This window comes from Zooshikella ganghwensis DSM 15267, assembly GCF_000428585.1.
GTDB classification, from domain to species: domain Bacteria; phylum Pseudomonadota; class Gammaproteobacteria; order Pseudomonadales; family Zooshikellaceae; genus Zooshikella; species Zooshikella ganghwensis.
The window spans coordinates 1-23,941 of record NZ_AUAF01000073.1; the positions used below are offsets into that span (position 1 = coordinate 1).

Consider the following 23,941-nt stretch of genomic DNA (forward strand, 5'->3'; position numbering starts at 1 on the left):
GAGGTTTATCCTATTGTCTACTTAGACTGTATTATGGTTAAAGTCCGTCAGGATAAACGCGTGGTGAATAAAGCGGTGTATGTAGCCTTAGGCGTTAACCTGGAAGGCCAGAAAGAACTATTAGGGCTATGGCTAGGCGAACAGGAAGGCGCTAAGTTCTGGCTCAGCGTGCTCACTGAGTTACAAAATCGAGGCGTGCAGGATATCTTAATTGCTTGTGTGGACGGCTTGAAGGGGTTTCCTGATGCGATTAATGCCGTCTATCCTAAGACACAAATACAACTGTGTATTGTCCATATGGTTCGTAATGCGGTGAAGTATGTGCCTTGGAAAGACTATAAGGCAGTCACTAGCGGCCTTAAGCGGATATACCAATCAGCTACGGAAGAAGAAGCGCTTCAAGCATTGGAGCAGTTTGGAGCGCAGTGGGATCATAAATACCCGCAACTTAGTCGCTCCTGGCAACATCACTGGGAAAACCTAAGGACGCTGTTTAATTACCCTGATGACATACGCAAAGCGATTTATACGACGAATGCCATTGAATCACTCAACAGCGTCATCCGAAAAGCGATTAAAAAGCGTAAATTGTTTCCAACGGATGATGCGGCAAGAAAAGTCATTTTTTTAGCGATTCAAGATGCATCAAAAAAGTGGACAATGCCGATTCGAAATTGGAAAGCGGCGTTAAATCGATTTATGATTGAGTTTGAAGATCGACTTAGACCCTATATTTAAAACTGGGCGGATACACAGAAATATTTACAGGGTCTATTGTCGTTTTGTCAGTAAAATTGTGTAGAAGATCAAGATTAGGATATTTCGAACAAAGTCTTATGGTGTCCATGATGAACTTTTATTTGTTAGGTTAATTTGCATTTTTATAAATTCTTTTTCTAGGTTGTCTGCGGTTTCCTTATTTATTTTAAAACTGGGGGCTGCTTCTGGAAGGCTATCTCCTCCACGAACGATAACTGAAAGAGAATATTGTTCTCTTCCTTGTTGAAGTTGTATATTAAAGCTTAGAAACACATCGTTAAAAATTATTTCTGTAAAGCTTTTGATGTTTTTTTCTAGTTTTACTCGTTTTTTTATTTTTCCTTCATTTTCTGCGGTAATGGTGTATGTAGCACCTTCAGAGTTGAATGTAAAATTAATCATGAATACCTCTTTAGGAGAGTTTTAGTTTTTTAGGATAGGCTATATTAAATAGAAAGCAATTGTCATTGCAAGCTGTGTATGTGGTTGCTGAATATAAACTCCTGTTTTTTGAATAGCTATGATTGTTAAAAAAAGCAATGGCTTATGGAACGGGTACCTTATTAGTAGTTACACGATTTTTAATTGTTATGTGGTAAATTATGAATGCTCATTTATTTAAAGGTGATAGAGTCGAAAGCTTTAATTTTAAACGTCTGCTTATTTATTGCTTTGTATTCTTATTTGCTAGCTTATTAGCCTCTCGATAAGACACCATTCGTTGCTGGTCTTCATCCCATAAAGAAGATTTAAAGCAATCATAAATTTCTCCTAATGCTAATGTGGTTACAATGGGGGATTGAAGCTCAGGTATCGCTGCCATTGCTTCTGGTAGTCGATAAAATGGAATTTTTACGTTAAGGTGGTGAATATGATGATAACCAATATTACCTGTAATCCATTGCATCACTCGGTTTAATTTCATATAGCTTGAAGATTCCAATGCTGCACGATAATAAGTCCAAGCTTCAGGTGATATTATGGTCATGCGTTTGAAACTATGTTGTGCGAAGAAAAGATAGGAACCAAATGCGCAGTTAATACTCATTGGGAGAATTACAACAAAAAAAGCCGTAGTAGCACCACCAAAATACCATAGAGTGGTGATTAAAGAACTGTGTAAAATTAAAGAAAGCAATGAATCTATATGCTTGGAGGGGCTTCTTAGAAAGGGGAGTAAGCAGATACTAATAGCAAATATTGTTAAATAACCAAATAGAATAATGATCGGATGTCTTTGTAAACGGTAGTAAAAATGCTGCCATTTTGACGAAGAATGCCACATTTTAGTTGTCATTATTGGGAAAGTGCCAGTGCCAAATACATCGAGCTTTCCTACATGGCCATGATGATAATTATGACTTTTACGCCAGGCATTTGTAGGAACGAGTATCAGCAAGCCATAAAGTTTGAATAGCCATTTTGCTATCCAGGAGTTAGTTAGGATTGCGCCATGCATATAGTCATGGAAAGTGATAAATGCGCGTATCATTAGCATAGAGCTAAGCAATGAGAAGATTAATTGTAGCCATAACCAGGGAGATAAACCTGCGGCAATGAGAGAGGTTAGCAATAGTACGAATACAGTTATTACCAAGCGCCAGCTTTTATGTGGTGATTCTTGAGCGAAAGGCATAGTGGCCTTCAAAAGTTCTTGATCTACGCGGAGACCCGCGCTGTGTGTTATTGGGCGTGTGTTGAACTCATTAGTTCTTTGAGGGGTATTCAATATTTTATTTTGATTATCCATATCATAATGATCAATATGAATCTGTAGGTATAAAGTGAACTTAACAAAGCCAAGCGAACATATTTATTAAAATGAAGAGTGAACAGACCGCTAGGCATGAGTCTGTTTAGCGTTAAGCAATGTTCTAATACGAAACGTATAAAAAATAATATAAACTGGCTCTATTTAAAAATCTAGCATATGTCATTACAAAATGGGTATCCATAGAGATAGTGTGAGTTGTTTTTTGAAGAAATAGTATTTGTTTTTTTACATTTTTTAATGTTTATTTTCTAAGTAATCAATGTTGTACTAATCTTAACGTATACCCTCCTTTAATAATTCCTAGTATGTCCTGTCTAAGTAGTTGAGTAAGTGAATTTTTGAATGGTTTTTAAAGGGATATTACAAACAGCTTACTATCTGTATTTGGTTTTTCTATTTTATGGGTAATCAGTGTCCCCTTTTTCTATAGAGGATACATGAAAAATGTTCTGGTTCATAATGAGTCTATTGATGATTAAACGTGTCAAAGTAATACTGGTTTTTATTTTGGCTTTGTTTTATCCAGTTTTTCTGTGATTATATACAGATATAGAAGATAGATTATTGCATTCAATAAAAACTCACACTGTTATAACGTTTAGTTGGCCAAAGCTAAACAGAGTGAATAAAAAGTAGTCAAAGAGAATCAGCGATTAATGAGGCTGCTGCCTCACTTATTTACAAGGTTGTTATGAAAGACACAACAAGTATTGATATGAAAGAGAATAAGCAGAAAAAACAATTAATTATTCAGGGGGCAGCTATTTCTTCGGGCTATGCTCAAGGCATTATTCATCTACAACCAGGCCTATTGGGGCCAATTGATGTTCCTGTAAACGGTACTCAGCTCAATGTTGAGGAGGAATTTACTCGCCTTGATCAGGCTACAGCAAAAATTTCTAATGATTTGATGATGTTAGCCACACAAGTTGAAAAGGAAATAGATACACACTTGGCTGAAGTGTTTGGTGTACATAAGCAAATACTTGATGATCACCTGCTAAAAGATGAGTTAAGGAAAGAAATTGTTGACAATCTTGTGACAGCTGGCAGTGCTGTAAAGAGTGTTTTTTTACGTTGGGAGAAGAGATTTCTATTAATGGAGTCTCGTATTGCCCGTGAGAAGGGGGATGACCTTCGTGATGTATCAATACGGTTACGCAATGCATTAGCTGGCATTATAACGCATCCTCTGGAGAAAATCCCTGAAAATTGTATATTAGTTACACAACGATTACTGCCATCTGATACGGTTTTTCTTAATAGTCGTTCTACAGCAGCAGTTTTACTTGAGTATGGTGCAAAAGGATCTCATGCTGCATTATTTGCTCGACAATTAGGAGTGCCTTGTATATCAGAAATACCAAAAATCCTGGAAAAGCTCTCTAATGGTGATACGGCACTGGTAGATGGCAATTTAGGTGTATTAACCGTAAATCCAGGTTGCAAAGCGATTACCTCCTTTCAAAAAACAGTCGAAAAAGATAAGCAAATCCATCAAGCAGCTCAAAAGCGGGCAATATGCCCGGCTGTAACGCTTGATGGTGTTCGGATTAATGTTAATGCTAATGTTGGCTGTCATGAAGATACCAGCAAAGCCTATAGAAATGGCGCTGATGGCATTGGTTTATATCGTATTGAACAGTTTTATATTGGGCGTACATCGCCACCTAGTTCAGATGAGTTATTAGATGAGATGTGTCATACACTTAGCAGCGTAAAAGGGCAATTAGTTTGTGTGAGATTGCTTGATGTGGGTGCTGACAAGCCTTTACCGTTTGTTGGTTTTATGGCTGAAACGAATCCTGCACTGGGGAGGAGAGGAATTCGCTTTTTAAGAGAGTATCCGGAGTTGTTGTATACTCAGTTAAAGGCAATTATCAGTTTGATGGCAGATTATGAAGTTCAAATTCTTGTGCCAATGGTAACAATGCCTGTGGACGTACTTGTAGTAAAAGAAATGTTACAAACAGTTTGCATTGAGCATGATGTTTCAATTTTGCCAAAGCTGGGGGCTATGATTGAAACACCTGCTGCAGCATTGTCTGCAAGTACTATTGCTCCTCATGTTGATTTCATGAGCTTTGGCTCTAATGATTTAACCCAATATGCTTTTGCCGCTGATAGAGAAAATGCATCAGTAGAATCATATTACAATGATGATGCTGATGTAATATTTCGCATGATGGAGCTTGTGCACAATGATGTACCTGATATGCCACTTTCAATTTGTGGCGAATTGGCTGGTTGCAAGGAACATATTCGTCGATTATTGTTGTGTGGCATTACCTCACTTAGTGTTGCGGCACCTTTAGTACCTATAATCAAAGAAACTGTAAGAAAGACTAAGATCACTTAAAGTGATTGAGTTTATTTTTTTCAATAGTTCCTGCTCTCTAGAAGTTAATACTTACATGATAGAGTTAGCTGGTTTTATATGATTAATAGCATACTGAACATTTGATTGACTATTGTGTCCAAACTGAAAATAGGTATTATTCAGCTCTCCTCCAATTTGTGTCAGAAAAACTTGAATTTTATCTAAATACACATGTAATGAATGCTGTGTGAAGTCATTGGCTTGTTTTGAAAGTAAATTGGTTAAAGTTTGGTTAATCAAGCTTAAGACTGCTTCACTCTTGGGTAATGGATTTGTATTTCGAGCAACCTCGGCTATGCAGAAATAGATAGAGCGGGGAAAAACTTTCGATTTTAATAAAAATGTTAATACCTGTTCTTGTGAAATATTAACTTGTACTTCACGCCTATACATTTGGTAGGCAGTCATGGATTTTAGCACACTCATCCATTGAATATTCGCAAGAGGGTGAAACTCCAGGTGATTATTTTGATTGAGTAAATTTGTAGTACGCACATCAATAATACGTGATGACATATCCGCTCGTTCGATATAACGTCCTATTTGCAAGAACAAATAACCCGCATCACGATTCATCGTGTCCGCCAATAATCCATTAAGGGTTTGGCAGTAGGTAATGATAGAGTTAAAATAGTCAAAGCGTTTAGTTTTACGTTGTGCATAATTGATATATTCACTAGCATAGAAATGCAGAGTATTTAACTGCTCCCAGGCTTCTTGGGGTATAACATCACGGGTTGTCCTTGCGTTTTCTCTGGCTGCATTTAAGGCAAAACGAAGCGATGCAGGACTTTTTATATCGGTGACTAAGTAGGTTATTACATTAGACTCACTGAAATCGTTGTATAAATCCAAATACTGTGCTCTAGTGCCCGTAATATCGATGAGAGGCTCCCAGCCGGGTGAAATACCTTTTGGTAAATCCAGTAAAAGGTGAGAGTTGACATTAATTAACCGTGCAATATTTTCGGCGCGCTCTAAGTATCGGGCCATCCAGTATATAGTTTCTATCACTCGAGCTAACATGTTAGGCAGGCCTCCTCATCAACAATCCATGTATCTTTACTGCCCCCACCTTGGGAAGAATTGACTACCAGTGATCCTGGCACCATTGCAACGCGGGTTAACCCGCCCGTAGTGACTTGTGTTGTGTGGCCACTGAGGATAAATGGGCGCATATCAACGTGTCGTGGTTCAATATGATGATTAATCAATGTGGGCACTGTTGATAGCGCTAAAGTAGGTTGGGCAATATAATTACGTGGGTTTTCTTTAATAAACTCTGCAAATTGTTTGCGCTGTTTTTTGCTGGCAATTGGTCCAATTAACATACCATAGCCACCAGAGGCATTTGCAGGTTTGACTACTAGTTTATCAAGGTTATTAAGAACAAAGTCCCGCTCTTTCGGATCAAAGCATAGATAAGTGGGCACATTGGGTAAAAGCATTTCTTCATTTAAATAGTATTTAATCATTTTTGGGACAAAGGCATATACCACCTTGTCATCCGCAACACCGGCTCCAGGTGCATTGGCCAGTGCTACATTACCTTTAGCCCATGCCTGCATTAAACCAGGTACGCCTAATAATGAATCAGGGTTAAATACTTTAGGGTCTAGAAATAAATCATCAACACGTCGATAAATGACATCAACTTGTTCAGGACCTTCAATGGTTAGCATATAGACATTGTCATTTTCTACGACCAAATCACGGCCTTCAACCAGTTCACAGCCCATTTGTTGAGCTAAATAAGCGTGCTCAAAATACGCTGAATTGTAAATGCCAGGGGTTAGCACCACAACGGTTGGATTAGCAGTAGGACGTGGTGATAGAGCTGCCAATGTGGCAAACAGCTGTGAAGGATAATCGTCAACGGGCAGAATAGTATAGTCTTCAAAAAAATCTGGAAAAACCCGCTTCATTACCGATCTGTTTTCCAACATATAGGAAACACCTGAAGGTACACGCAAATTGTCTTCTAATACATACATTGTCCCTTGTTGATCTCGTACTAAGTCTGAACCACAAATGGGTGACCAGCAATTTAAAGGAGGGGTAATATCCATACATTGCGGTCTAAAATTTTCGGAATTAGCGAGTAATTCAGCAGGAAAAACTCGATCTTTAATAATTTGTTGTTTGCTATAAATATCACTTATAAACAGGTTTAATGCATGTACGCGCTGTTTTAATCCTGCTTCAATCATTTGCCATTCAGTGTTTGGCATAATGCGGGGAATAATATCGAAAGGCCAGGCGCGATCAATTGCACCTCCCGATTCGTGGTACACCGTAAAAGTAATCCCCATCAATTTAATGGCTAATTCTGCAGCTGTGCGTGCAGTGTCTAGTTCTTCATCACTATATGAAGCCAAATGATGTATGAGTCGCCTGGCAACGGTTCTGGGCTGGTTATGCTCATCAATTAGTTCATCCTGAGCTTGGCGAACGTTATAGTCATTCCATTGAATAGTCATAATATGCTAAATGCTAGTTAAACGTATGTGAGTGTGTTCGTGTAACGTCTACTTGAACGGTCAGGTGATGATGGCCACCACCATAAACGACACCTTTTAATGGGGTGACATCTGCGTAATCTCTCCCCTGTGCAACTACAATATAGCGTTCATTTGCCATTTGGTTATTGGTTGGGTCAAATCCCTGCCACCCATGTTCTGGAATAAAAACGTTTAACCAGGCATGAGAGGCGTCAGCACCTGTCAGTTTAGGCTTACCTGGTGGTGGGTCTGTTTCTAAATAACCACTGACATACATGGCAGGTAAGCCCATACTGCGTAAGCAGGCAATCGCTAAATGAGCAAAGTCCTGGCAAACACCTTTTCTATGTTCAATAACGGTTTCTAGCGGGGTTGATAGTGAACTGAAACCGGGTTCATATTTAAAATCATTATATATACGATGAGTTAAGTCATTTACCGCATCCAGTAATGGGCGCCCAGGGGTAAATGAGCTTAAGGCATAATCCTTTGCGCTCGCTGATTGAGGAATTTGTGGTGAGGGTAAGATAAATTCATGCACCATGAGCTGTTGGTGTTTATTCGCTTGTTCCAAGTGCTCAGTAAACTGGTCCCAGGGTAAACTGTTTTCGAGTGAAAGTGAGCATGGTTTGTCAATGGCTACTTCGCTGATTACTGAAATAGTCAATTCCTGATGTTGTTGGTGAATATCAAAGCTGAAGACATTATTTCCAAAATAATCAATACGCTGAAAACTGCTTCTTGGGGAAGGAGAAACATGAACCTTACTAAAAGCACAGGTTTGATGAGGCAAATTCATTGGGCTCATACGTGCTTCGTTATGACAGCGGCTGACGGGATCTGTGTAAACATAACGTGTGGTATGTGTAATACGAAACGTATTCATACATTCACCTCGTTAGGCATAGCAATCTCAGCAGACATAGACGTTAACTGTTGTGCCTGTTCGGTATGACTGAAATACGTATGGTGTAGGGTGTTTGCCAGTTCTAGTAGGTTACTATTACATGCTTCAAGCAGTTCAATGAGTACGTGGAGCTGGCCATCCTCTCCACGTTGAGCAAGCATATTCGCAGTGGCTAGGCGTAAACGTGTTGCGGTTGCTAAAATAATCCGCTGCTCTGCAGAGTATTCGCGTTGCTGATGACGATGGGGCAAGTGATCAATTAACCGTTGAATACGGTAAATTTGATACGCCAATGCACGAGGGTTTGTCTCGTCGAGAATGAGCAAGGCAAGGGTATTTTCCATTTGTTGTAGAGAGCGATAACGACGGCGGTGGGTTATCAGACTTTCGTTATTGACCAGCAAAGCTTCTTGTAAGAGGTGCTCAACAGTGTCATCAAGTCCTTGACTAAAACAACTTTGAGTTAGGCTGATTTGTAACAGGCTGCGCTCAATACGACGGCCTAAGTCAAACAGGTACCAGCCACTTTCATGGGGCATACTTTCTGCGGTGAGACCCGTAAAGGCCATAATGGTAGTGATAAGTTCATCAAGACAACTTTGTAAGTCACCAAGATCGGTAGGTGGGCAGTAAAGTTGGCCAAGGATATCGTCAATATCATCAATCGTGCGCCAGGTATCACTTGACCACAAATCGCGTACACTAAATGAAGCATGTAAAAAAGCTGCAAGCACTTGCGCCAGACTGCCAACCCGCTCGCTATCCCGTACCAGGGATATCAACTCAGGGTTTGGCTGTTTACATTTTTGTTTGGTGTCTTCTCCGGTAAAACCTGGCAGGGTATTGGTCATTACTGTAAGCCCTGTGAGTAACACATAAAGACACTGTTGATCGGCCTCACTGGCAAATTCATCTTGATTATTGATATGGTCCATAATGGTGCGTAATAAACGTGAGCTACCTTCTGCTCGCTCTATATAGCGTCCAACCCAGAATAAACTTTCTGCTGCACGACTAGGGAGTATGCCTTCGTAGCTCTGCACTGCGACCCCGCCAGGGGCCATAGGCTGGAGGCGAATAGGGCGATCAACTTCATGGGATAAAATCCAGGTGTCTTTACTGATACCTCCATTGGTTTGCCACTGGAACCAGCCTTCATTGTTATTGGCAATTCGGGTAAGTCCGCCAGGTAGTGCAACATAAGAGCCACCCTCGGCGACTAAAAAGGTACGAAGCTGGTAGTAGCGTGGCAGTAGCTCATCGTTAATCAGTGTGGGGGTGGTTGCCAGCTGAGGCTGTTGTTGACCTACATAAAAATACGGCATTTGTTTTATTTTGTCTTTGAGCTGTTGCTGTTCTTCAGCCGTCATAAGTGCCGGGTAGTAGCAAGACCCATTGCCAAAAATGGGTTTAATGACCAATTTTTCAAAATTGGTCAGCACATGCTCCAGCGCTGGTTTTTGTCCACACCACCAGGTACCAACAGCAGGCAACTGTAATGTTTCACCTAACAGATTTTTGGCAATTGCAGGAAGAAAAGCCAATAACCCTGGGTTTTCAAGAATGCTGGAGCCCAAAGGATTATTAATTGCCACTGTTTGGTTGCGAACGGCTTGTAGTAATCCAGGCACCCCTTGCTGGGAGTCCTGTTGGAGTTCAAGCGGATCACAGGACAAGTCATCTGTTTTGCGAAGGATAATATCGACTCGCTGCAGCCCTGCTAGCGATTTTAACCACACCTTGCCATCACGAACCGTTAAGTCATCACCCTGAACGAGAGGGTAACCTAAGTAAGTAGCCAAATAGGCATGTTCATAATAAGTGTCATTGTCAGGCCCAGGGGTTAGCACAACTATTCGTGCTTCATCTGAATGTTGTGATACCAAAGCCTGAAGACCATTACGCCAGGATTGGAAAAAGTGATAAAGACGGTGAACCGTTATAGAACGCATTGCTTCTGGGATAATGCGGTTCATAATCATACGACATTCTAGTGCATAGCCGGCACCAGAGGGGTTTTGAGCTCGGTCAGCCAGGACCCAGAACTGGCCATCTGCACCACGTGCAATATCCACGGCGAAGTGCATTAACTGATGAGATAAGGCTAACCGAACCTGGTCGCAAGGGCGCTGAAATCCAGGATGCGCAAAAACCAGTTCAGGTGGAATGACATTTTGCTTGAGTAACCTTCGCTCTCCATAAAGGTCCTGTAAAATACAGTCAAAAAGAAGTGCGCGCTGTTGCAACCCCCTCTCAAGGTTTTGCCACTCGTTTTCTGCCAGTACTAAAGGCAATGGATCAAGTTGCCAGCTCCTCAGGCTCTGGTTGGCCTGACTGTGGACATTGTAGGTTGTACCATTTTCTTGTAGTAAGCGCTTAGCCTCCAGACGTGGTTTATGAAAGGCACTGGGAGAGAGAGAGTTAAGCTGTTGTATTAAGGGTTGCCAGGCCGGTTTAATAGATAGCTGCTCCCCTGACCACATCTCATCATGAAATTCTGGCTTTAGGTGCTGGCGATACTGTTGTAACCATTCATCACTGGTTTGGGGGGGAGTGGTACTGGTCATTGTTGGCGTAAGTCCAAAGTATAGGGGTACTCATTAGCCATTTGTAATTTTGGTAGGTTTATTGGGCCTGGCCCAGATCCTTCGGCAACAAAGCGCCAGTGGCTAGGTCCACTACTGGTATGTGGTTCCTGGCAGCCAGGACTATGACCATGAGACCAAAAGCGAGCCAGTCGACGCCCTTCAGCGGCATAACTGTTGACTGGGAATGCTTCAAAGTTTCTGCCACCTGGATGTGCGACGTGATAAGTACAGCCGCCTATGGCTCGGTATGACCAGCTATCAATCACATCAAATACCAGTGGTGAGTGCACACCAATCGTCGGGTGGAGTGCCGAAGGCGGTTGCCAGGCGCGGAATCGAACACCTCCCACATACTCACCTGGGGTACCTGTAGGATGGAGGGGGACCTGCATACCGTTACAGCTGATGATATGACGGTCAGGCGTTAGGCCTGTCACTTTTATTTGCAGGCGCTCTACTGAAGAGTCAACAAAACGGGACGTACCCTGTTGGATAACCTCTTCACCTAGTACATGCCAGGGCTCGATGGCTCCTCGTAACTCAAGGTGAATATCTCCTAACTGAATTTCACCAAAAACGGGGAAGCGAAAGTATAAGAAAGGTGCAAGCCAGTTAAGCTGAAAACCATAACCTGATTGTTGAATATCGGCAGCCACTTCGGCTATATCGTTCCAAATAAAATAAGGCAGCATAAACCGGTCATGGAGGGCTGTCCCCCAGCGAACGAGGGGGTGGTGGTAAGGTGTTTGCCAAAAACGCGCAACTAAGGTGCGGAGCAATAGCATCTGTACCAGACTCATACGGGCATGAGGCGGCATTTCAAAAGCACGAAATTCGAGTAGTCCAAGCCGGCGCTGAGCATTCTCGGGTGGATAAAGCTTATCTATACAAAACTCGGCACGATGCGTGTTGCCTGTAATATCAACTAATAAGTGCCTGAGTAAACGATCAATTAGCCATGGGTGAGGCGTTTCTCCTTTAGGAATTTGCTGAAAGGCAATTTCCAGTTCGTATAAGGCTTCATGTCGGGCTTCATCAATACGAGGGGCTTGACTAGTAGGCCCAACAAACAGCCCCGAAAATAAATAAGAAAGACCTGGATGGTGCTGCCAGTATGTAATTAAGCTCTGCAACACATCAGGTCTTCGCAGCAGTGGGCTGTCAGCCGGTGTATGCCCACCGAGGGTGACATGGTTGCCGCCCCCCGTTCCACATTGCCGTCCGTCTAACATGTATTTTTCAGTACCCAGCCGGCTTTCATGAGCTGCCTGGTACAGGCTATTGGTAATGGATTTAAGCTCAGACCAGCTGCTGGCAGGGTGAATATTGACTTCAATAACACCTGGGTCGGGTGTGACTTTAAATGACTCGATACGTTGATCAATGGGTGGTGGGTAGCCTTCGATAATGATGGATATTTGTAATCTATCCGCAGTTTGCTCAATGGTTTGTAATAGCGCTATATAATGCTCTAGGTGTGATAACGGAGGCATGAATACATGAAGGGTATCGTTACGTAGTTCAATTACAAAGGCTGTGGTAAGAGGTAATCCTGTGCTACCGCTTTTGTTCAGTGTTTGTGGTTGTAGATCGAAAGCCGGTGGATGAGATGCATGGTTTACGGTTAATGTGAAGTTATCAACGCGCTCAGGCAAGGGAGGAACATGTTCAAATAAGTCTCTTGGGAGAGAGTGTGGCTCTTGATGAGGAGTTGACCAGTGGATGCGATCTAAGGGTAAGCGTAGGCCAATGGGTGAATCCCCAGGAATTAAAAAGAGTTTGCCACGACGAAATTGCCAGAATGCTGTTTTCCAACACTGATCAATAAAATCCCAATTAACGGGTAGTACATAGCCACGAGGCTGGTCTTTATACTGTTTTAGTTGGGTTAAAATAGCCTGCCGTTGATCATCAGCACTTAAACTTTCAGGGGTATCAAGGGGAAGATTTTCTTCCTGCCACAGTAAATAGTAGGTGTCTTCATAAGCGGGCAAAATAGCATTGGTAGGCAACCGCAATTGGTCTGCCATCAGTAGGATAAAACGCTCTGCATCTTTTAATGACGCTTGATTTTGTTGCAGAGGGTTGGCAAATAATGTGGGATTTTGCCAAAGGGGCTGTCCATCTTTACGCCAATAACAGCCAAGTTCCCAGCGGGGCAAAGGCTCTCCTGGATACCATTTGCCCTGACTGTAATGTTTAAGCCCGCCTTTGGTAAAAATGACTTTGAGTTTGTCTAATAGCTGTTCTGCGCGCTCTCGTTTTTCAGGGCCATCTGCATGGGTATTCCACTGGAGAGTGTCAGGGTTATCAATACCTACAAATGTAGGCTCACCACCCATTGTAAGACGTACATCAAGTGCCGTGAGTTGCTGATCAACCTTTTCTCCGAGCTGGTCGATCGCGTGCCATTGTTCATCAGTGTAGGGTTTAGTGACCCGAGGTTCTTCTTTAATTCGAGTAACAGAGTTAGTGAAGGAGAAGGTTACTTCACTTTTGCTGGTTGCACCACAGACTGGAGCAGCACTTCGAAAGTCAGGTGTACAGGCGAGTGGAATATGGCCTTCACCTGCAAATAAGCCCGAAGTAGGGTCAAGACCAACCCAGCCTGCACCAGGTACGTACACTTCTGCCCAAGCGTGTAGATCGGTAAAATCAGCATCAGGGCCACTGGGTCCATCCAGTGACTTGATATCGGGGGTGAGTTGCACGAGGTAGCCAGATACAAAGCGTGCGGCTAACCCTAAATGGCGAACAATTTGTACCAAAAGCCAGGCAGAGTCACGACAGGAGCCGGATTGTTTAGCTAAGGTGGTTTCACAGGACTGCACACCAGGTTCAGTACGAATGGTGTAGGAAATGGCTTGCTGTAAGGCTCGATTTAATTCGACTAAAAAGTCAACAATATGTAATTCTTTTTTTTGCCACTCTTTTACCCAACCTTGAAGCAGAGGACCGTGCTCTTGGCGCTCTAAATAAGGGATAAGCTCACGCTTTAGTTGGGACTCATAATCAAAGGGGTAGTTTTCAGCATAGTCATCTACAAAAAAGTCAAATGGGTTAATGCTGGTGAGCGTTGCTAAAATATCGACTTCAACGGTTAATTGCGTGGTGTGTTCAGGGAATACGACACGAGCCAAATAGTTACCAAAAGGATCCTGCTGCCAGTTAATAAAGTGCTGGTCAGGGGTAATGGTTAGAGAGTAGGCATCAATTGTTGTCCTGCAATGAGGCGCTGGCCTCAGTCGGAAAGTATGAGGCGACAAAGATACAGATCGATCGTACTGGTAGGTCGTTCGGTGATTGAGCGCAACTTGTATGGCCATTCCATGGATTCCCTAGCCAATGATGTCCTTAACTATTTATGGTATGCATAATTCTAAATTAACAAGTGTAGTCATTAATAGTGAATATAAAAATATTGTTTTAGTTTGTTATTTAAAAAAGTGTAATGAATTTGGCGTTAGATATAGCTATTAAGCACTTTATTTCAGAGTTGTAGAGGGAGCACCTTTTGCGGTTAAAGATGTTATTGGCTATCTGGTTAACTGGCTTTTTGGTTATGACTGTATCAGCCAAAAAATTGCCTGATATTGCTCCTGGAGAGTGGTATGCCATACCTCATTCGCAACTTGTTAATATACCAAAAAAACCCAAAGTGGCGGGTTCATGGACAGGGTTTTCTGCGATAACCGGGGCTTGGTCTGGCGGTGCGTTTGATACTCAACAACAACAGTTAATTATTTGGGGAGGCGGGCATCGAGATTATTCTGGTAATGAGTTATATGGTTTTTCTCTTCACTCGCTATCCTGGAAGCGATTAAGCAATGCAGCGAGAAATGTTGATGAAAAAGGCAAGCTTTCTGTCACGGGTTATTATCCTGATGGTAGCCCAAGAGCACGACACACCTATAACACAGTACAATATTTAGCTGAACAGAACTTATTCTGTGCTTTTGGTGCTGCGGCAATGTTTCCGTTATCACAACATATGTTGCCTAATACGGATTGTTATGACTTAACGGATAACCGTTGGTTAAGGTTGCCCCCTGTGATGGTGGGAGGATATGGTATTAGCTCAACATCCGCTTATGACCCTAAATCTGGCTATATTTATAGTCTTGGCAGTGGTGGCGGTTCAGCACTCGTCAGCTATAAGCCTTTGGCACGGAAATGGTTATCTGTGACTGGGGAGCTACCCGGTTGGATAAGTTATGATTATACCGCTGTAATTTCTTCTAAGCCTCATTGGTATGTGTTGGTAGGTAATAAAGAAACACGCTTTATTGATTTACAAAATCCTGATAAGGGTTTACAGGTCTTAAAGACAAAAGGCGATACGGAGATAGAGCAGTTTGCTAATGTTGGACTCAGTGTTCATCAGCCCACGGGGTTGTTAGTTGCTTGGCACAATGGTGCTGAGGTTTATACGTTGAACTTAGAAACAAAGATTTGGAAAAAACATTCTGCTAAGGGCTATGGTCAAGAAAAGGCTGTACCTAAAGCACTGCAAAATGGCACATTTGGACGTTTTCGTTATAGTGAGCAATACGATATTTTTATTTTAGTCAACAGTGTAAATAAGCCTGTTTTTTTGTATCGATTAGCTGAGTAAGGCTTATCCACAGTGCCTTTATAAATATAATACAGGGGGCATAATGCAGACTATTTCGCTGCAAAGCATCTTGCAAACCTATTTACCTGATTTAAAGACTGGCTTATTACGTTGGCATATTGTTTTGGCTGCTTTTTTAATGGGGCTTTTATCACTGATGTTAGCGCTGGTGTTAATACATTGTGTGGATACACTCATTGCAGTTAATGAACAGCAAAATCAGCATTTAAAAAAAGATGGGTTTGAGGCTGTAGTTTTAGTGGCGATAGTCATTGTTACGATGCTAGTTGTTGTTCGGCTATTACAAGGCATTTTAATTAGCCGATATACCGCCAAGTTAGATTATTCATTAAGTCGTTTACAGTACTTGAAACTTTTACAAGGTAAATTAACAACACTGGAACAATTGGGCTATACCCGAATATTTAATAGCATTGAGGCTGTTAAGGCTGTACAAAGTTGTTATCCGGGGCAGATTTTGAGTATTGTCGTTGTTGTCGGTTGGGTCATAATTTATTTATTATTGATAGGTTGGGTTGAGCTTTCTTTGGTATTTGTTCCTCTCACTGCTTTAGGTGTTTCTTTATTATTATTAACTATTTTTATTATTAAATCTGCTAGGGTGATACCATTAGCCTTCTCAACGGCACAGATTTTTTATGATCATTTGATTAACTTACTACATGGGTGGTATACCGCAAAAGCACTTTATTTATCGACTCAATTGAAGAGTCGCTATGAAACATGCTATGCAAATAAAGTTGAGCAGCAAGTGACAATTAACCATTGCTTGGCTAACTTGCATAGTAACTTATCTCTGATTATGAAACTTCTGATTGTTGCCTGTACAGCTTATGGGGCTATATTGCTTGCTAAACAGCAAATAACATTAGGAGGGCTTATTGGGTGTATGTTTTTAGCAATTTGTAGTCTTCATAGTATTTCACTCATTGCGTTTTTTTGTGAAAGTAGACAAAGGATAAAGTATGAATTATCTAGCATTAAGTCATTATTAGAAGTACCTACGGTTAAGTCCTCTGTAAAACAAACGGCATTGCAAATAATTCAAGGGCGTATTGACTGTAATAAGGTGAGCTTTCGATACAGTGAAGAAAATGCCTGGGTTTTATATCAGGTCTCATTACACATTAACCCGGGTGAGTTAGTGGTGCTATCGAGTGAAAATGGTAGTGGTAAATCTACCTTACTTGGTATTTTAAAAGGTATCATTCAGCCTGACCAGGGGGAAGTACTGTTAGACGGTAAGCCTCTGGGGAGTTTTAATGATGATATTTTAATTCAGCAAGTGGTGTATTTACCGCAAAAGGCTGCCTTATTCAGTGGCACAATTATGGAGAATTTAACACTGTTTAGTACTGCCAAAGAAGTGTTGGCGATTGAAGCTGCTAAAACCCTTAATATTGCTGATGCAATTGCACAGTTACCTGATGGCTTTTATACCCTGATAGATGCGGAGCAGCATCAACTACCACAGGGTTTAGTACAACGCATTGCATTTGCGCGGGCAATTGTTTGTCAGCCGAAAGTGCTGCTTGTCGATGATGCCAATAGTGCTGTTGACTTAAAAGGTGATCAAGCCATTATTCGTTTATTAAAGCAATTAAAAGGAATTACCACCATGGTGGTTGCTTCACACCGGCCCTCTATTATTCGGATAGCTGATCATGTTTTTGAACTCAATAAAGGCCATTTGCTTCGTGAAACACTGCTTTTGCAACAGTAAAACAATTGTTGCAGGTCTCTAGGGAATCAAACGCTATACCTTAAATGAAGGGTATATACTAAGGACTGATAATGTATCTTGAATCAAGTTACAGACCGGCTGATCAGCAAAATAGTTTTAATTATGAGCAAGTTTTAGTCGAGCGCCTAGCAACATTTCGTCATACGACTCTTCAAGAAAGGTATCAGCATTCTGATTTGGTTGCGGTGTTGCCTATTTTAGTATTAGCTCAACACTGGCCACTTCATGCTCTGGAGTTTTTGACAGCATTACCCGAAAAAAAACAGCCTGATTTAACCGATATTCGTAATACACTCGCACGCCTTGGTATTTCATCAACCTTGACTAGAGCTACAAAAAAAAATTGGCGTAGTACGTCTTTTCCGGTCATGCACATTCCAAAGAAAGCACCTGCACAAATTGTATTTTCAATGAATGAAGAAGAGGCATGGATTTACTCAGCAGAGCGATTACAGGTTGAAAAAATCACGGATAAGCATAAATTAACGCGGCTAAATCAAGGATGGTTGTTGACCGTTCCCTGCTATAGTAAAAGTGGTATTGAAGGGGCCATTCAAAATTCCTTGAAAAAACCTTGGCAACGAGTATACCCCGTATTGATGATTTGCTGCTTACTAAGCCTGGTTATTACTTGTTTGGCGTTAGCACTACCTTTTTATGTTATGCAAATCGTTGATCAAGTATGGGGGAATCAGCGTCTTGACTTATTGATACCGATAACTGCAGGTGTCACAAGCTTGCTTGTCTTGGAGTGGGGAGGGCGACGATTACGAGGTTTTTGTTTACGTTTTGCAGGAAAGCGTGTGGACTACTTAAGCATGCATCGATTATTGAAAAATATTTGGTCAGGCTCTGTTGATGGTTTATCAAGTTCAAGACAGCACTTTTTAATGCACTCTGCAAGGCAGTTTAATGCTTTAAGCAAATTAATGAGTGAAGTAAATACGGGGACCGTTTTTGACGCTGTATTTGCGTTAGTATTCGTTGGTGCCCTTTTTATCGTAGGAGGGTCGACAGGATGGATCGCATTGTCTGGCTTTTTAGCTTTGGTATTGTTTTTCTTATTTCAAGTTAAAGGTTCAACAAAGAAAGAAAACGATATTTCAGGCTCTTGTCATAAGAATGAAGCCATTTCTCAATTTAGGGCAATGCGTTTTGCCGCGCCTGTTGAGGTTTGGTTGAGTCGCTTTCAAAAAGCACAAACTCAAGAGAGTCGCTATTTAGCCCAAAAAACTTTTAAGTGCTACGTTTATGAAAATATTATCGATGTGATTATTTGGGTGACGGTAATCATTTCGGTAAGCTATTCGATATCGTTAGCGTTAAATGGTGTCTTTTCAATAGGGGTGACGCTAGCGGTTATTGTGTTGCTTTGGCAACTATTTACGCCGTTTATGCAATTAAAAAAAATAATCCCTGATTGGCAAGAAGCTAAGTTATCCATGCAGTCTCTTTCCCAAATTTGGCTGGCGCCAGTGAGTTCAGCTGTCATGACTCGGCATGCACCCAGTCAGGTTAAGGGGGCAGTTGCTTTTGAAAATGTTAAGTTTTTTTATCCTCATTCTAATCATGGTATTCAGCAACTCAACTTTAGTATTAATGCTGGTGAAGTGGTCATTGTCACTGGTGGCAATGGGGCTGGTAAAACAACACTGTTAATGTTACTCGCGGGTCTACAGCAGGCACAGGATGGTGTCATTCGCATTGATCGACAAAATATTAATCAATTATCTGTTGGTGTTATGCAATACCTGTGTGCTTATGTTCCTCAGCAGCCAACATTATTCCAAGGGACATTGGCTGATAACCTGAAGATGGCAAACCCTCTTGCGACAGAAGAAGAGTTATGGTCTGTTATTGAGCTATGTCGATTGGATGATATTGTTAGACAATTACCTAAAGGCTTGCAGACTATTTATGATGTGAAGCAACCTTTAGCGTTACCCATCAATATTCAGCAACAGCTTTGTATTGCGCGAGCATTACTTAAACCTGCGCCTGTCCTGTTAATGGATGAACCTTTTGTAGGGCTTGATTATCAAGCTGAGTTGCAGCTATTAGAAGTAATACGGCAGTTGTCTCGGCAAAAGACGGTATTTCTGGTTACACAGCGTCCAAGTCATTTTAAAGTTGCAGATAAAGTCCTGTTACTGGAAGAGTGTAAACAGCGCTATTTTGGTCACCCTGATCAACTTCTTAAGAAGAAAAGAAATTCAACTCAAAATGTAACGGCTTAAGCTCGGGTAGGGTAGAAGGAGTTCTGGTAAGAGGGACTCATATAAAGTGGTGCTCTTAACCTGATAAATCACTATACCAAGCTATGGAAAGAGAAAAGATCATGGAGAAAGGACTTTCTACAACATTAGCTCATGTGATTGACGAGCATTCTCGGCAGCAGGCTCATTGGCTTGCGGACCCCGTGTTAAAAGAAGAAGGAGGGCAGGCCTGGATATACTTGAGTTTGTGGGGAATATTTCTGGCTGTACTCATTGTTATTGTTGGCGGCATGGTTTGGCCTGTTGATCAAAGGGTGGTAGCTACTGGTAGTGTTGTTGTACAGGGGGATATAAGGGCAGTTCAGCTTTTTGAAGGAGGTCATATTGCCAGTGTTTTGGTTTCTACAGGACAGTTGGTTGAATCTGGACAAGCTTTACTGGTGATGGATTCAGCTAAGGATCAGCTTGAGCTTAAAAAGTTGAAATCACACCATGAGCGTTTGCTACAGCAGGAGAAAGTGTATCGAATGTTGTTAACAGGGCAGTTGATAGGTGGTTTTGAAAATCCCAAAGAGCAAGCTGCAATGGATGCAGAAATGCGTGTTTATTATGATCAGGCAAAAGAGCGTTACCGAGCAAAATTAGCACCAATAAAGCAGCAAATTGCAACGTTAAGCTCCACACTGCAAGAAGAGCAGGTTAGATTAAATGAACTGCAAGTTAAGAAAACAAAACTTCAGGAAGCTTTTGAGGCTAAGCAGGTATTGTTACAGAAGGGATATATTACTCGGCAGCAGCTCAATAGTGCTCAGCAGGATTTGTCTGAGGTTGCATTATTATTCGGACAAGCTGAAGAGAATATTTTGGCAGGTAAAAAGGACTTAGCGAACATTCGTCTACAATTTCAGCAGACCAAAGAAGAGGCTAAAAGTCAGTGGACACAACAACTTACTCAGGTTGTAACCCAGCAGACAAAAGTGGTGGAGCAAATTGAGCAGGTTGATCAGCGTATTCGTCAGAAGGTTGTTAAGTCACCTATTCGGGGAGTGGTGCAAGCAATAAGGAAGACTCAAGACAGTCCTGTGACGGCAGGCAGTATTGTTGCTGAAGTTGTTCCACTTAACCAGTCGTTAGCTGTTGAAGTTAAAGTGAATAAAGAAACGATGAACGCGCTGCAAATAGGGCAAGAGGTACGAGTCGCGATTGATGCATTTAGTGTTAATAATGTTGATGCTGTGGCAGGTGTCGTTAAGTCGCTCATAAACAGAAACTATGTTAATGAAGAAGGTTCTTCATATCAAAAAGCGATCATTGAATTGGCGACAGATTTTGTAGGAAATCAAGAAACTCACGATAAAATATTGCCGGGTATGACTGTTCAGGCAAGTATTCAGATAGGTCAACAGCCATTACTGAGCTATTTATTTAACCCGTTATGGCAACATAGAAAACAGCATAAGGACGTGTAAGTAAGCTTTAATTTTTGGGTAATAGGGCATGTAACCAGACAGTTATATTATGTGATTTTGGTTAATAAGAATGCTTAGTTTGCACTTGTTTTGTGAACATTAGGAGCTTATACAAAAGGCAGTTGTTATTTTTTTATACTGTTCACAGAAGAAAAAGAGGTATTTTTCTACAAGTCTGTGTTAGACTTACCGAGGTGGAAGCAAGCAGGATGAATAGGAAGGGTGAGTCACTCACCTTGTTTAGAACAAAAAGACTGTTGATCTACTACAGTGTTTACTAAACGTGATGTAAACAGCAGTTGGAGTGATGACGGCCATAATTCGTTCTGGACGTTAATATCGTTTGTAGTGGTATTATCGTTTGGTTATTCCGAATTGTTAGCGTAGAACAAACGGTAATAGACTTTGATGGTATGTAGAACAGCGCTGTAGTGGCATGTAAGTACCCTCATAGCAAGAACATCAACATTTACATTTTAGTAACTAATGACGAAAGTGTACTGCGTGATGGTTATCCGGTTTTGTTCGTGGATGCAAAGTTGTGAAGAACTGATCATCAGTTCTTGATAACCTGCGGAGTTGGCTATAAGCTAACTATCAGCCGGATACGTAACACACCTTGTGTTGTTTCTATCCGCGAAGATTGATAACAGTATTGTACATAGTGCATTACTGTTTCAAGATCTATGAAGCTGGTTGTTAGTGAATCGGATAACCTTTTATCCATGCTAGCTCGCCACTTTGGATTAATGTCGGCGTTAAGTCGATGTAAGTGAAAACACCAACGCTAAGTTGGTATCGTGTGAAAATGAGGGTTTTATGGCTGGTCAATTAGTTACTGGCGTGGTTAAGTGGTTCAATGACGAGAAAGGTTTCGGTTTCATTGAGCGTGAGGGTGGTTCTGATGTATTCGTACATTTCCGTGCGATCAACGGTACTGGAAGACGTACGTTGAGAGAAGGACAAAAAGTGACTTTTGAGGTAACTCAAGGTCAAAAAGGTCCTCAAGCGGAAAATGTTACGCCAGTAGCCTAATCATTCCTACCGGTGCTGTAGGAGATTAATAGCAATATTGTCTCTTGCAGTGCCTGGTAACTAGACTTCTACCTATCCTTATATAAATCTCCTTTCAGTAAAAACTCCCTTCTAATCTACTTTTGAATCTTTTCTGCTTAACTGTAAATGCGCTTAAGTGGTTAAAAGTGATTCTATTGATAATCTGTTGCTTTCTCTTTGAGTTTGTCTTTTAAAAGTACTAAACAAAAACGTTTTTTATCAAAAATATACATATATCACAGTGTAAATTATTGGGTATACCTATCTTGAGTTATGTTTAGCTTTTAGTAAAACATGATGAAGACACAGTAAAGGCTATATATATCGCTCTGTTTAGATATAATACGGCCTGAAATCTGTTTTATACCAATCTATAGGTATAAAACAGGGATACAATTCTAGATTTTTACTTTTTTTAATTTAGTGATACTCAAGGATGATTCTGTGTATAGATTAGTTCGTGATTTTATAGTTAGTCTGTTTATTATTATAGTTTTACTCCCTACATACGGATGGTCATCGCAAACAGTTGAAGAAGCAAGGACTGACCAGGCACAGCAACACATTCCCAATCAGGTGAACAAGTATCACTCTCTTATCGCAACATTTATCCAAAGTCTAACACGCATCACAAATTACTCGCAGCTTGTGGCATTAATTGACAGAACAGGAGACCAGCTGTGGCAGCAGTCTGTCAGTGATAATCAGGCTGGGGCTTTATATGATGATCGTGCACTTTATTGGGGTAGATTACAATTAACTCAGCATTTAAAAAATACAGAGTTGCAGTTTCAGATAACTTCTAGCCAACTTAATCATGTTTTATGGCGTCTAGAGTTAGCCAGTCGTGGAGCACTACAGGCTACTTTTAAATACAACACGACACATAAAGTGTTCATCACAGGCTTTGACCCTTTTCAGCTTGATAGTAATATCCGCCAAAGCAACCCTGCGGGTGTTACTGCGCTAATGTTGGACAATACAATCATTCGAGATGGTAATAAGACGATTGAAGTACAGGCAATTAACTTTCCTGTGCGTTTTGCGGATTTTGATAAAGGTATAGTTGAAACTGCATTAACACCTGTCTTATCCACTAACCAAGCTGATCTTGTGATGACGGTCAGTATGGGACGTTCTGTGTTTGATCTGGAACGCTTTCCTGGGTTACGACGTTCTTCATCAGCACCTGATAACCTTAATGTTTACTCTGGAGGAAGCTATAGCCAGCCAATTCGCCCTCTATTGAATGGAGTAGAGTTAAAGGGGCAGGAATTTATTGAGTTTTCACTGCCTGTTCAGGCTATGCTACAGGTGCAGCAACCTTTTGCTATCCGTGATAATCGTCGAGTTATTTCATTAACGGGTGTTTATTATCCAGAAAGTTTATCTGAGCTTAAAGGCGAAATATCTGTGGAAGGTTCTGGTGGTGGCTATTTATCAAATGAAATTTCGTACCGTACACTGTGGTTAAGACAACAAATGCGCAGCACTGTGCCAATGGGGCATCTGCATACGCCTCGTCTCAATGGTTATAATCAACCTATGTTGAAAAAAATAGTTCAGCAAATTAAAACAATTATTAAAAAAGGTGTCTAAATATACCTAAAGCGTTTGAGTTTTAGGTCTATGTACAGGACAAAACTTTCAGGGAGTGCCGAAATACTGCCAGGTTAACACTTCCTTCTACTAGTACCCTGTGTAAGTAATCAAGCCCTAGACGAAATAAACTTTTCGGTTTTCGGCCATGCTTTTTAAGCTTCAGTGGCTTAAGACTATTTTGCCATATACCCAATTTGAATGACCATGCTAATGCCAAAGCACAAACAAAAAATAGCTTTTCGAGACGATCTAGTTCCTGTAAATGCGTGCTTTCTAAGTCAAATCCTCTACTTTTTAAGCAACCAAATA

General features: G+C 41.2%; 15 protein-coding genes and 1 pseudogene. 8 read left to right on the forward strand and 8 right to left on the reverse strand.

Going from position 1 to position 23,941, the window contains the following annotated elements; all coding sequences use genetic code 11:
* Positions 1–738, forward strand: a 738-nt coding sequence (locus F607_RS0115350) for an IS256 family transposase (protein ID WP_027708793.1), incomplete at its 5' end; no start/stop codon positions are given.
* 96 nt (positions 739–834) lie between these two features.
* Here F607_RS0115350 and F607_RS0115355 read toward each other — a convergent pair.
* Together F607_RS0115355 and F607_RS0115360 are read right to left on the reverse strand one after the other, a co-directional pair.
* Positions 835–1,161: a hypothetical protein gene (locus F607_RS0115355; protein WP_027708794.1), complete on the reverse strand. Its 327-nt coding sequence runs from the start codon at positions 1,159–1,161 to the stop codon at positions 835–837.
* A gap of 262 nt (positions 1,162–1,423) precedes the next feature.
* Positions 1,424–2,509 carry a fatty acid desaturase family protein gene (locus F607_RS0115360; protein WP_084611267.1) on the reverse strand — a complete coding sequence of 362 codons (1,086 nt, stop codon included), beginning with the start codon at positions 2,507–2,509 and terminating at the stop codon, positions 1,424–1,426.
* 715 nt (positions 2,510–3,224) lie between these two features.
* On the opposite strand from F607_RS0115360, the gene ptsP reads away from it, so the two are divergent.
* Positions 3,225–4,892 (forward strand): phosphoenolpyruvate--protein phosphotransferase, encoded by a 1,668-nt coding sequence (gene ptsP / locus F607_RS0115365; RefSeq protein WP_230400416.1) that lies wholly within the window; start codon positions 3,225–3,227, stop codon positions 4,890–4,892.
* Between the two features lie 51 nt (positions 4,893–4,943).
* Here the strand turns inward: ptsP and F607_RS29990 are convergent, their stop codons facing one another.
* From F607_RS29990 to F607_RS0115390, 5 genes are read right to left on the reverse strand one after another with little or no spacing between them, the layout of a single operon-like run.
* A complete protein-coding gene (locus F607_RS29990; RefSeq protein ID WP_051311535.1) occupies positions 4,944–5,939 on the reverse strand; it encodes an alpha-E domain-containing protein in 996 nt (331 codons plus the stop codon).
* On the reverse strand, positions 5,933–7,393 hold the full coding sequence (locus F607_RS0115375; RefSeq protein WP_027708797.1) for a circularly permuted type 2 ATP-grasp protein: 1,461 nt from the start codon (positions 7,391–7,393) through the stop codon (positions 5,933–5,935). Before F607_RS0115375 ends, F607_RS29990 begins: the two co-directional genes overlap by 7 nt.
* A gap of 13 nt (positions 7,394–7,406) precedes the next feature.
* Positions 7,407–8,300, reverse strand: a complete 894-nt coding sequence (locus F607_RS0115380) for a transglutaminase family protein (RefSeq protein WP_027708798.1) — start codon at positions 8,298–8,300, stop codon at positions 7,407–7,409.
* Complete coding sequence (locus F607_RS29995) at positions 8,297–10,888, reverse strand: circularly permuted type 2 ATP-grasp protein (RefSeq protein WP_051311536.1); 2,592 nt, start codon at positions 10,886–10,888, stop codon at positions 8,297–8,299. The genes F607_RS0115380 and F607_RS29995 overlap by 4 nt, the downstream gene beginning before the upstream one ends.
* Entirely contained in the window at positions 10,885–14,235 is a 3,351-nt protein-coding gene (locus F607_RS0115390) for a transglutaminase family protein (RefSeq protein WP_027708799.1), read from the reverse strand. The genes F607_RS29995 and F607_RS0115390 overlap by 4 nt, the downstream gene beginning before the upstream one ends.
* A 188-nt stretch (positions 14,236–14,423) precedes the next feature.
* Here F607_RS0115390 and F607_RS0115395 point away from each other — a divergent pair, with 188 nt between their 5' ends.
* The 6 genes from F607_RS0115395 (at position 14,424) to F607_RS0115425 (ending at position 23,629) form a co-directional block, all read left to right on the forward strand.
* The gene (locus F607_RS0115395) at positions 14,424–15,524 is read left to right on the forward strand and encodes a hypothetical protein (protein ID WP_157365491.1); all 1,101 of its coding nucleotides are present in this window, start codon (positions 14,424–14,426) and stop codon (positions 15,522–15,524) included.
* A gap of 43 nt (positions 15,525–15,567) precedes the next feature.
* Entirely contained in the window at positions 15,568–17,268 is a 1,701-nt protein-coding gene (locus tag F607_RS0115400; protein WP_027708801.1) for an ATP-binding cassette domain-containing protein, read from the forward strand.
* 71 nt (positions 17,269–17,339) lie between these two features.
* On the forward strand, positions 17,340–19,526 hold the full coding sequence (locus F607_RS0115405; RefSeq protein WP_027708802.1) for an ATP-binding cassette domain-containing protein: 2,187 nt from the start codon (positions 17,340–17,342) through the stop codon (positions 19,524–19,526).
* A 101-nt stretch (positions 19,527–19,627) separates the two neighbouring features.
* Positions 19,628–20,974, forward strand: a complete 1,347-nt coding sequence (locus F607_RS0115410; protein ID WP_027708803.1) for an HlyD family type I secretion periplasmic adaptor subunit — start codon at positions 19,628–19,630, stop codon at positions 20,972–20,974.
* A gap of 819 nt (positions 20,975–21,793) precedes the next feature.
* Positions 21,794–22,009 carry a cold-shock protein gene (locus F607_RS0115415; protein ID WP_027708804.1) on the forward strand — a complete coding sequence of 72 codons (216 nt, stop codon included), beginning with the start codon at positions 21,794–21,796 and terminating at the stop codon, positions 22,007–22,009.
* Between the two features lie 465 nt (positions 22,010–22,474).
* Entirely contained in the window at positions 22,475–23,629 is a 1,155-nt protein-coding gene (locus F607_RS0115425; RefSeq protein ID WP_051311537.1) for a hypothetical protein, read from the forward strand.
* A 28-nt stretch (positions 23,630–23,657) separates the two neighbouring features.
* On the opposite strand, the pseudogene F607_RS35160 reads toward F607_RS0115425, so the two are convergent.
* A pseudogene (locus F607_RS35160) lies at positions 23,658–23,941 on the reverse strand (IS4 family transposase); the annotation flags it as partial.

Coding starts and splice junctions, on each gene's coding strand:
- F607_RS29990 (WP_051311535.1), bottom strand. CDS start 5,939: ATGTTAGCTCGAGTGATAGAAACTATATACTGGATGGCCCGATACTTA.
- F607_RS0115375 (WP_027708797.1), bottom strand. CDS start 7,393: ATGACTATTCAATGGAATGACTATAACGTTCGCCAAGCTCAGGATGAA.
- F607_RS0115410 (WP_027708803.1), top strand. CDS start 19,628: ATGGAGAAAGGACTTTCTACAACATTAGCTCATGTGATTGACGAGCAT.
- ptsP (WP_230400416.1), top strand. CDS start 3,225: ATGAAAGACACAACAAGTATTGATATGAAAGAGAATAAGCAGAAAAAA.
- F607_RS29995 (WP_051311536.1), bottom strand. CDS start 10,888: ATGACCAGTACCACTCCCCCCCAAACCAGTGATGAATGGTTACAACAG.
- F607_RS0115400 (WP_027708801.1), top strand. CDS start 15,568: ATGCAGACTATTTCGCTGCAAAGCATCTTGCAAACCTATTTACCTGAT.
- F607_RS0115355 (WP_027708794.1), bottom strand. CDS start 1,161: ATGATTAATTTTACATTCAACTCTGAAGGTGCTACATACACCATTACC.
- F607_RS0115390 (WP_027708799.1), bottom strand. CDS start 14,235: ATGGCCATACAAGTTGCGCTCAATCACCGAACGACCTACCAGTACGAT.
- F607_RS0115405 (WP_027708802.1), top strand. CDS start 17,340: ATGTATCTTGAATCAAGTTACAGACCGGCTGATCAGCAAAATAGTTTT.
- F607_RS0115360 (WP_084611267.1), bottom strand. CDS start 2,509: ATGGATAATCAAAATAAAATATTGAATACCCCTCAAAGAACTAATGAG.
- F607_RS0115380 (WP_027708798.1), bottom strand. CDS start 8,300: ATGAATACGTTTCGTATTACACATACCACACGTTATGTTTACACAGAT.
- F607_RS0115415 (WP_027708804.1), top strand. CDS start 21,794: ATGGCTGGTCAATTAGTTACTGGCGTGGTTAAGTGGTTCAATGACGAG.